The following is a 10,459-nucleotide window of genomic DNA, read 5'->3' on the forward strand; positions in this document are numbered from 1 at the left end:
CCTGCGCCAGCTTATCGTTGTCGGGATGACATCGCGTGTGCGGCAGGTCACCAATCATCCCGAGCGTGCCGATCCCTGGCTGACGAAGCTGTTGCAGAGAAAACCGGCCCGGCTCGCGACCGTCGCCATGGCGAACAAGACGGCGCGGATCATGTGGGCGGTGCTGACCAGGAACGAACCCTACCGCCCTCACACAGCCTGAGACATACCGAAACAGCGAGATAGCAAGACCGACGATGTGATGGTGTACCCTTCAGCCGCAACGATCAGGACGCTCCGCCGAATGTCCCGGGCGCAATTGCCCGCTAAGCAGATAGGAACCTGATCTGCGGATCCCATCAGGGCCAGCGGTGTGAACCGCGCAAACAGGCCGGACACAAGACCGCTTCTGAAAAGGTAAACGAGATCATTTACGACTTGCTATGCGGGGGCCATCCACACAGGACATTCGAGCCAGGCGCAGCTGGTGGATGGCTCTTCCCATTACCGGACCTTCGCGCTAGCTCAAATTTCACAACGCTATTCTCGAAAACGGCCATCGATTAGCCTTATCAAGGATGCCAGCGCTCACCCACCGCCGCCCGCTCGTCTTCTCGACGTGCATCCCATTCATATCCTTCTGCAATAGATAACAGGCTTTGCGACAAGCGGGGGTAGGAATTGCCATATCTAGCAGCCAAGTCTCGATAGCGCTCAGCAAGTCTGCGCTCTTGCTCTCCGCCATCGTAGGGACTGCGCGTTGTTACACCCCGTGCATTTGGGACTCCCAGACAGAACCCCTCTCTTAGTCCAGCGCATTCAGAGCGGTCTAGATACTCCAAGATGACGTCAGGCAACCAGTCATCCCAGGAACGTCTCCGCGCCATTCGTGCAAGCAGAGCACCAATTTTGATTTCAGCTACTTCCTTGCGGTCAGAATCCGACGCAAGTCTCAAGGCGCTATCCGCCCATGAGGTGAAATCATCGGGAGACATCGCACCTTCGTCATTGCAGCCCGGGACTTTTTCCCACCCCTCTAAGGAATGATAGGCCAGATCAGCAAAAAATTTGCGCTTCTCCGCCGATAGCTCCTCTCGCTGGGGTTCTTCCGCCCCGTCGCTCCGACGATACTGCCAGCAAAGCAGCTCAACAAAGAACTTAGGGTCGCGAGAAAGTTGTCGGTGCAAGGCCAATGTACGCTTGTGGCGCCTATGTCCGTATGAGCTCAGAAGAGGTACGAAGGGCAGTTCTATATTAACAATTTTCTCGTCAGATATTTCTTCGTCTGCGTCGAGAATTTGGAGTACTTCATCCAAGTTGTAGGAACTTGGAAAAGGCCCATCCCGTTCCTCTCCGTGAGCAACTGCCTGTAGGATCTCGACCCACCGGCTTGCTGGCAGCTTGTTCCTCCACAGAGAAACGGCTGAGAACGCTGATCTCGGCCGCTGATATTCAAGAAGCTTTGTAACGGCGTACTCCACTTCGTCGGACGGCGTGTCATCCCAAATATGAATTGACGCCGAATTCCAAAATGCAGAAGCCACGTCTTCGCCCAAACTTTCTGCGACCTGCCAGCCATTTGAACGACCAGGAAGGTGCTCGGCGAATCTCAGGCGCTCCACTTTACTGTTCAGAATTCCTTGTGCCTCTAGGCCAGCCACGACTGCGGCAAGGTCGATCCAACCTGCGCTCCATAGCAGTTGCCGCAGGAAAGCATTGGACTGATCATTTGCCTCGGTGCGCAGCGCAGCCGAGACCCAGTGGGTCGCCGTTTCCACTGCCGCATCTTGCGGGACCAAAACTTGAGCCACCAGTTCGGGTTGCTTCACGCTAAGCGCAAACGGAAGAACCGCTTGATCTCCTAATTGCTCCCCAATTTCATCGATGGCGTTTCGGCGGCGCTCTTCGACAAGTGCGTTTCGCTCCTGCCATGACAAGCGCCCATTCCCTTCGTCTTCCACCAGCGCACGCCACTCAACGTGAGAATTTTCAAACAGCCAACGGTGCCGAGCAGTCGGAGACTGAGGGGACAAAGCCTCTTCCATACGCCGAAGCGCGGCTGCCAACTGTTCGTCCTCTTCACCTTCCTGATAAGCACGAAGAGCATCGCGCCGACGAAGGTTGTGCCGAAGATCAGCTTTGTCCTCATCGGCTGCTGTCGCTGACCAGCTCTCGACCTCGATGACCAAGCGGGACAGGTCATCAGGATGAATGCGTGTCGCAACTTCTAACAGCTGTTCAAGCTCCAACTTTTCAAATGGAGCCAGGTCGAGCAGTAGGCGGCTGGCTTCGAGCGTCGCTGCGCGGACATCCGCATTTGTCGGCGATGGCACTTCTGCATCCAGTGCTCGCCATTGCGGCCTTGCGGTGCGTGAAGCGAAATTTGAACCACCTCTAGGAAGAAGAGAGATGCAGACGTCCATCACAGCGTGTCGAAACTGCCCTGACAAGCGCCGCAAGGCAGCCATCCTTTCCGCAGCACAGAGAGCGGTGGCAGGGAGCCAAGCCCTGAACAGAGAACGCGCGGTTGATTTCGGCGAGTTTGACCATTCGTCTTCCACCTCTAGGCGGCGAAGGCCAAAAACAATCTCTGCAACACGATGAAAGTGAACAGGGTTCCAAGCCAACAGTTCAAGCGCCCAAAGCAAATTGGTCCGTAAGCACTCGCCACTCACCACGCCTTCAGTGCTTCCCATAATGGCGCGTATGGCAGGTTCTGGCTCTGTAAGCTCAGCTTCAAGGCAATCAAGGAACGCAGATGGAGATGCCTCCGCCAATGCTCGTAGGTGCCCCCGAATAGAAAGCCAACGTTCTTGGTCAGCACCTTGCATCAGGGACCGAACGACTTGCGCGGCACGGTATGAAAGGTCAACTCCCAACCTGTCACCGCAGATTTCTGCGCCATGAACGGATAGAATGCACAACGCGTCGCCGAGACCGGAAAGCAGGGCACCCGAAAAACTTCGTGCGTGACCCAAAATATTGGCCATGTACCACTGATCTTGAGGTAGATCTAAGGCGGGATCTCTATCGCCCAGCAACTCCGGCAGGAGCTGGAAAAAATGATCCAAATCGTCTCTATCTATGTATTGCCCAGCGGCAAAAAGGGCATCAATTTGCGAAACAACTACATTGACATTTCCATATCTAGCGATTGGTGCATCATTTAGAGACAACAGCTCGTCTCTAATCTTTTTCAGCTCCCCGTCTTGAAAATCTCCAAGTAGCTCAATAACTGAGCTATCGTCTCTACTCTCCTGATCAATCCAAGAGCCAGTCAACGCGAACGCTATAACAGGTCTTGCTATAGATCGGCTCCGAGCCCAAATCGGCCTCCGAACGTCAGGGTCCTTTGATAATGTGCGTCGCAAAACAGGAATGGAGTATCCCGCCTTGCGCCCTCTGTCTTCCGCTTCGTCGTGCGAAAGACCCATCGCTTCTAGTTCTGAGGTGAAAATATCAGATGGAACGTGAGACAAAGCCAATGCCTCTCTGGCATCCGTACGACCTTTTGGGTAAGGCCGGACAATTATCAGGTTGGCTCTATCTCCGAACTCTGGATCATCTCCTTCCTCAACATCAGTAATAATGATTAATTTTTCAGGACTAGAAGGTATCCTGAAATTTCTATCCGTGACCACGAACACTCTTCTCAGCAGATTTTCATCCTGCTCCTCCAAGATCGACGCGATAGCGAATGCTACAGCCTCTTTCCTATCGTCAGCTTGGATCGGAATGACGGAGTCACCGCTCCGCAGTTTTGACAAAAACGTAGCTCGCTCATCGTATTTTCGGGGTAAAACTAGCCCTGTGGAGATTGCGGGATTAGAAGCAGAGGCCCAACTTTGCCACCATTCTTTTGGACCAAGAAAACCGGATGAAGCGATAGCTTCGAGCATTCCAGATTGCTTTTTTTGCTCAGCTTGAATTTCAGCCAAGCGTTGTGCGACAGCTTGCTCGTAGGCCGGACGCAGTTCATCGCAGACGGAATGATCAAGTAGTAGGTCGCGCAGGATGGGTTCGACCACTCGACGAAAAGCATCTTGAGTTGCTTTTGAGCGATAATCAACGTGGTTTTGGCTACATTCCAAAAGTTGGTCTGCCAGTTGGGCTGCATCACGGTTGCTGGCGGCAATTTTTTCCGCAGAAATATCGGCTCTTTCAATCATCTGCCGGATCAGAAGAGGCTGATCATCCGTTAGATGTGTATTGTTAAACGCGTCCAGTAGTTTCCGCTCGACCATCTCTATAATTTCATTGGTCTTACTTGGCCAGCTATTTGTAATTTCTAATAAGGACCCCAATCCGGTCATTGCGGCACCTGCGACTGCCACAGCACCTGTTCCGGTGGCGATGCCAACGGCAGCAACCAAAATGTTGGCGGAGTGAAAATATTTACTCGCGTTCTTCATATTCTTCTGTCTCGTCCAGGCGGTGCTCTTCGTGGAGTCGCGATAATGATAGGGCGTGGGAAAAGCTGGAGGCAACTGCTCTCCAAGACTTTTCTGTCATCTTCTATTTTCTCTTGCTGAGAAAGTAGTCCGTTCCTCGACATTTCCGTTCTTCGAAGCAGCTCCAGTGGCGTTTGGCCCTAGGCTCAGGACCTATTAACTTTTGCCTTCGAGTCTGGATCTGAATGATCCGGAGTTCGACGTGATGAGTAACCTGTTCTGGCTGACGGAAGCGCAGATGGAGCGCATTCGCCCCTATTTCCCGAAGAGCCGAGGCCGGTCTCGCGTCGATGACCTGCCCGTTTTGAGCGGGATTATAATCATCAATCGCAATGGGTTGAGGTGGTGTGACGCGCCCCGCGAATACGGCCCACCCAAGACACTGTACAATCGTTGGAAACGGTGGAGCCGGATGGGTGTCTTCGCACGTATCATGGAAGGACTGGCCTCCGAAAAGGCCGACACCCGGATGGTGATGATCGATGCGACGTATTTGAAGGCTCATCGCACGGCATCCAGCCTGCGGCTGAAAAAGGGGGGCGTGGACGCCTGATCGGTCACACTAAGGGCGGGATGAACACGAAACTCCACGCCGTCGCCGACATGAAAGGCCGTCCGATCCGGCTGTTCATGACGGCGGGTCCGGTCAGCGACTATACCGGTGCGCATGCACTGCTCGGCGGCCTGCCGGAGGCGAAGTGGATGCTGGGCGATCGGGGATACGATGCCGACTGGTTCAGAGAAGCGTTGAAAGACAAGGGAATGGAGGTCTGCATCCCCGGTCGGAAGAGCCGCAAGACACCGGTTCGCTACGACAAGCGGCGTTACAAGCGGCGCAACCGGATCGAGATCATGTTCGGACGGCAGAAGGACTGGCGGCGGGTCGCGACCAGGTATGATCGGTGTCCGATCGTCTATCTCTCAGCAATCGCCCTTGCCGCTACAGTCATGTTCTGGCTTTAGAAATTTGCGTGTCCTGAGCCTAGGCCGACAAGACAATCGACAACACTACTGACAGAATCGCCAAGGCGACAGAAGTCGCGCCGAGCCACGCGGAAAGGCGATAACCAGGATCGACGTGCCTGACAGGAACGATAAGGAACTGGCACCACGTCGCCGTTGTAATTGTGAGGCTAGTGAGAGCTGGCGCAGGCTGGAGTGGGTACACTTCCAAGGCTCAATTGGCGCAAGAAGACTCCAAACATGTTGAAAGAATACATACCTCTATTGACGCCAGATCTCAAGCGCATAACCATCTTCGAAGATAGTTCCAAGAGGAGGTCGCCTAACAATGTCCCAGATTTTAGAGGTGTGGTACAAAAGAGTGTCCATGGGACTACTTTTTATTCTAGCTGGAGTTATGTTTGGCTGGCTCTCCGAAAAATCACCGGACATAGTCTCCAGCATCTGCGACAAAGGCGCCACTCCCCTGTGGTGCCTGCCTGTAAAATTAGCTCTCGTTGATTTTGGATTGAAGGCCATTTCATACTCCTTAATATTCATAGGCGTCTTCCTATCTGTATTCTTCACCTATATAGCAGAACTTCTGGGATCCATCCTATCTTTCGCTCTTCTACACGTTACGAACTCGAAGAACGCGGTCATAAAGGCGATGGAACAAGGGGCAATATCAAATGATGAAACATCCAGAATAGTAGTAAGCATCCTGTCAAGATTTATGGGTTATCATGACCGAAACTCTGAATCTTTTGCTGAATTTATAGTTGACCGTCTTTTGAAGCAAGTCCAGATTGATGGTGGCTTTTGGAGGCGCGACTATCACGCGGTGATAAGGGTAGAAGAGCTAGGCCCTGAAGAGGAGGGAAAATTCGGAAGAAACTATTTGCGATGGCATGAGATCAACAGCTTTTCGGTAGAAAATTCAAACCGAGGTGGCGTCTACAATTATAAGTCCGCATCAACAATCGAGCTATTCGATTCCACGGATCCTAAGAAACTGCTTGATGCATTTTCCTATGATGTCCGATCCGGGGGGGAACACATATTTAGCTTCAATGATCATAGAGAGTCCGCTTCTGAACATGACTTTGCTAAGCCGTTCGAAGTGGGTGGCTTAAAAATGAGAATCGAGGACAGCGAAATATCTATTGTAGTTGAGAAGGAAATCCAAATACCACATGGGAGTATCGACATCGTGGTAGATGAAGAAAGTTTGATCTCTCGTGAAGATACAACCTACGAACTTTGCCTTGTAGAGCCCACAAAAAGGCTCACATTCAGACTAAACCTGCCTAGCGGCTTCAAGGTATTTCATCATGGATGCTCCGGCCGCAGATACGGTAGCTATGTTGCTGATGACGTTATAGTATCACAACCCGGCGAAAACAGGGTTGGTCTTGACGTCTACAACTGGAGTTTACCGGGCATAGCAACAGTCCTTGCATGGAAGCCTACGGAACAGTAACGTATCCACAGGGGTTTTGAGCCTATGTTGCGGAAGCGACCATCGGAGAGAAGGAAGCAAGATGACCAACAAGAAGACCACGACCATTTAACGCCTTGTAAATGCGTATAAAAACAAGGGGAAGCACAAGTGGCTTCCCCTTTTTGCTTGCGAAGCAGTGCTCATTTACCCTGCGGAACTGTTACGGACGAGGTATGCCATGTCACATACCTCCCACGAAGTAGGGCAGTCAGTATCAGGGAGCTGAAGAAGAAAATTAAACATTTGATTTTGTTCATTTTTTATCAAATATCCTTCAGCGAAGGAGCACTTTTTGGATGGGAGTGAAACTGAAAGCCGCCATGCACTACTACAAGTGGATCATTCAGCTCGACCGTCGCCAGTACTGGACACGCTCAATGCGCGCTCCCACGGCTAGGCCAAAACAAGAAGTATGTATGGCGTCTGCTTAGGTTCTGCTTCCTGCGCACTGCGGTCGTTCGCCCACGACGCAGAGAAGGTCAGCTTTCCGCCCTTCGCGCCAGGGGCACCGGTCTGGTGCATCGAGCACGCCCGACCCTATGCCGACATTTGCCAGGTTCGGCTTTGCCGCAAGGCAGCGCCCCCCAACCGGCCATCGACGGCATTGTGCAGCATGATCTGGCAGGCCAAGGTCAGCTCCGCGGAAAATTGCGGACGTTCAGTTCCGGTCAGATGCCTGCGTTTTAAGATATGCAAGAACATCTTCAGCGTTCTTTGCAGGTTCAGCAACCGGCGACATGACATGAACGATCACGCCGTCCTTCAAGATCATGGTCATTCGTTGCAGCAATGTCATGCCTCCCGCTTCAAACGTGGACATGCCGATGGCCCCCGCGAGCTTCAGATGGGCATCTGACAAGAGCGGGAACGGGAGGTGAAGGCGCGTAGCCGCTTCGGCTTGGTAAGCTGTGTCCTGAGTGGACAATCCAAAGAGGAAGGTTCCACCAGCTTGTTTCAATTCGGCATAGTGATCGCGGAACGCGCACGATTGAGGGGTGCAGCCCCGAGCGCCCGGTATGAGATCCCAGCCCTCGATGGGAGCCGCATCAGGCGGGCTTGTCCTGGGATAGGCGTAGACCACCCCGATACCCTCGAGCTTCGATAGATCAATATCCGTCCCATCAGTAGCGGGGAGTGGGATGGAGGGAAGGCGAGTGCCAGGAAAGACCATGACGTATCCTTTTGAACGTGAGGATAACACTCGGTTAAGCATTCGAGTGCAAGGCGCCGCAGGTCCACTTCGGGCTCGAACCGGACTTGTGGCAGCGCAGTGTGCTCGACAGCCAGGCGAGTGGGTCTGGGTCTGCCCGGCAAAGAGGGCGGAGAGCCGACCTTCGCTGTAGCTGCGTGCCCTTTTTGTCAGCGGGGAGAAAGCGGCCATTCAACGCCAGTAAGTCTTCGATGGGAAAGATGCATCGATTCTCACCGAGAATGCAGGACCACATGCACGTGGTTGTCTAGGAAAAATATGTAGCGGCTAACGGGGCGAGGTTGTGTTCGATTGCAAGCCCAATGCGTTCTAAGAGATCGGGTCCAAAATCTGGTATTGTAGGCTGTAATGAAGTCATCAAGATGAGCGCAGCTTTAAGCTGTATTTTCTCTTGAAATATAGGCCCGCCCCCCTCATCCTACGTTAACGACGTGATTCAAAAGACATCATAGCAGGGTGGCGCTGATGAAGCAGTTATTATTTGACCAATATTCTATCGACCTTCAAGACAAGGATGTCGCCGCGTTGGCGCTTCATGATAGCGGAAATCACATCACTGTTGACGATCTGGACCGCACCCATCGCGATATTTATCCGAAGGAAGTGACTGCAGCTGCAAAAGTCGGTTTCCTGGCTAAGCTGTTTTCTGGAAATGGAAAGGTCATCCAGAGGGGCCTGATTGAAGAAACCAAATGGTACGCGGCCCTGGAGGTCGACGGGAAGGTCTTTCATTACGGTGCCGCAGTGCGTCTGGCGGTTGCTGCGACGAGCATCCAGATCGAGGACTTCTCTGTTTCGCTTCCGAACATCTCCGCAGCCGCCCAGCTTGGGTTTACAGAGGCACGCGCGGGGATCTACACTGTGGGCTTCGGGGGATTTCCGCCCACCCTCATGCCTGACAAGCTCGATTTCAGCGTCGAAAACTTTACTGATTTCAGGAATGTCTACAATCAGACAGTTGCCCACGTTTTCGCAGTCGATAACCGCCACTTGATCAAGCCGACCCTTTTGATGGCACTGGGGGAATGAATATTTCGCCTTTTCTGTGATCAGGCGCCTGATCTCCGGATAGGCCACCACCTTTGCTGCATGTGCGGTTTCTAACGCTTTCGTGCATGCGGTTGAGTAGGTTTCTTCGCCCCCCCTCAAGGCTTTTGGATTTTGAAAAGGATTTCTCATCATCATGAACACAAGCGCAGAGATAAGATGGTTCATTGATACATTCGGTGATCGGATCGAAGCGGCGATCGCCGACACCCCTCTCACACTCGAGTTGCTGGCCGGCGTGGGATACCAAGAAACTGGCTATACTTGGGGCCGCATTCGGCGCGTCGCCCGTGACGAAACTGAATTCCTCCTGTATTGTACGGGGGACACAATCGACGAAAACTCACGCTCACCGCGGCGAGCCTTTCCGAAGAACCGGCTTTCGCTTGTGCGCGCCAACCGGGGGCAGGAGATGTATTCCATCGCCCGGCAATCGGTCGAGCGCATTGGCTCGGTTGTTCTGGACTACGCTCCGGCGGCACGGGATCCCGATAAGTTCTGTCGTGGCTACGGGCTCTTTCAATACGATTTGCAGCATTTTAAGACGGATCCAGACTATTTTTTGAATCAAAGTTGGAAAGATTTCGACCTGTGCTTGGGTAAGGCGCTGGCCGAACTGATCCCAGCGGCCAAGACGCTGGGCTTTTCGGGAGCGGAAAAAGTCGGTGCCCGCGATGCCGCAAGTATTGCCATCGCTTATAATCGAGGCAGTTACGATCCGCGCCTCAAGCTGAGACAGGGCTACAAGGTCGGCAACCGGTGGTATGGAGAATTAGTGTACGACTACATTCGCATGGCGCGCAAGATTCTGTCTGACCGAGCTGGCCAAGGTATTGGTGGGCTATCGGGCCAGGTCGGGCTGTTCGTCGTCAATGCGCGTCCATGGCTCAACATGCGATCCCTGCCGGGTGGCGAGGTGATCGGAAAGCTTCTGCCCGGCACGGAAGTTTCTGTTCTCAGCAGTAGTACCGAAAGCCCTCAGTGGCTGCTAGTCGACCTGCAAGGTGACGGATTGGCCGACGGCTATGTTCACAGGGATTTCCTAGAGCCGCTCTGATCAGCCGTCTCAATGCACGGGAGAATAGGAAACGACCAATCTAGGTGGAGAGCAGACCTTCAGAAAACGAAAATTCTGCACAATGTGTACAACGTCTGCTTCGAGGAATGCACCGCTGCGCTCGGGTAGGATGCTAATGGCAGCTTCTCTAATTGGGCGTTCGGGTCAAGCTCGTCTTCCTTCTTTCTGCGGGATCGATGTCGCTCATCCGGGTCACGCTTCTCTTCGCAGTCTGGTGACACAGGTGTGTCGCTGCATGCATGTGCCGG

The 10,459-nt window shown here is 53.1% G+C and carries 6 protein-coding genes and 1 pseudogene; 5 read left to right on the forward strand and 2 right to left on the reverse strand.

The features are described 5' to 3' along the window. Positions 1–202 (forward strand): annotated as a pseudogene (locus KM176_RS24500) (IS110 family transposase); the annotation flags it as partial. Between the two features lie 349 nt (positions 203–551). On the opposite strand, the gene KM176_RS24505 reads toward KM176_RS24500, so the two are convergent. Then, complete coding sequence (locus KM176_RS24505; RefSeq protein WP_160897277.1) at positions 552–4,391, reverse strand: hypothetical protein; 3,840 nt, start codon at positions 4,389–4,391, stop codon at positions 552–554. Positions 4,392–4,635: 244 nt separating this feature from the next. Here KM176_RS24505 and KM176_RS24510 point away from each other — a divergent pair. After that, a protein-coding gene (locus KM176_RS24510; RefSeq protein WP_160897278.1) for an IS5 family transposase occupies positions 4,636–5,393 on the forward strand; the annotation gives its coding sequence in 2 pieces (ribosomal slippage) (positions 4,636–4,957 and positions 4,957–5,393; 759 coding nt in all). A gap of 328 nt (positions 5,394–5,721) precedes the next feature. Then, the gene (locus KM176_RS24515; protein ID WP_160897279.1) at positions 5,722–6,855 is read left to right on the forward strand and encodes a hypothetical protein; all 1,134 of its coding nucleotides are present in this window, start codon (positions 5,722–5,724) and stop codon (positions 6,853–6,855) included. Between the two features lie 679 nt (positions 6,856–7,534). Here KM176_RS24515 and KM176_RS24520 read toward each other — a convergent pair. Further along, positions 7,535–8,047 (reverse strand): peroxiredoxin, encoded by a 513-nt coding sequence (locus KM176_RS24520; protein WP_202398116.1) that lies wholly within the window; start codon positions 8,045–8,047, stop codon positions 7,535–7,537. 495 nt (positions 8,048–8,542) lie between these two features. Between KM176_RS24520 and KM176_RS24525 the strand changes: the two genes are divergently transcribed. After that, the gene (locus KM176_RS24525; protein ID WP_160897281.1) at positions 8,543–9,115 is read left to right on the forward strand and encodes a hypothetical protein; all 573 of its coding nucleotides are present in this window, start codon (positions 8,543–8,545) and stop codon (positions 9,113–9,115) included. A gap of 154 nt (positions 9,116–9,269) precedes the next feature. Next, positions 9,270–10,190, forward strand: coding sequence for an SH3 domain-containing protein (locus KM176_RS24530; RefSeq protein WP_160897282.1), 921 nt, complete (start codon positions 9,270–9,272; stop codon positions 10,188–10,190). Positions 10,191–10,459 lie beyond the last annotated feature (269 nt).

The organism is Pseudooceanicola endophyticus (assembly GCF_018760365.1).
Lineage (GTDB): Bacteria > Pseudomonadota > Alphaproteobacteria > Rhodobacterales > Rhodobacteraceae > Pseudooceanicola > Pseudooceanicola endophyticus.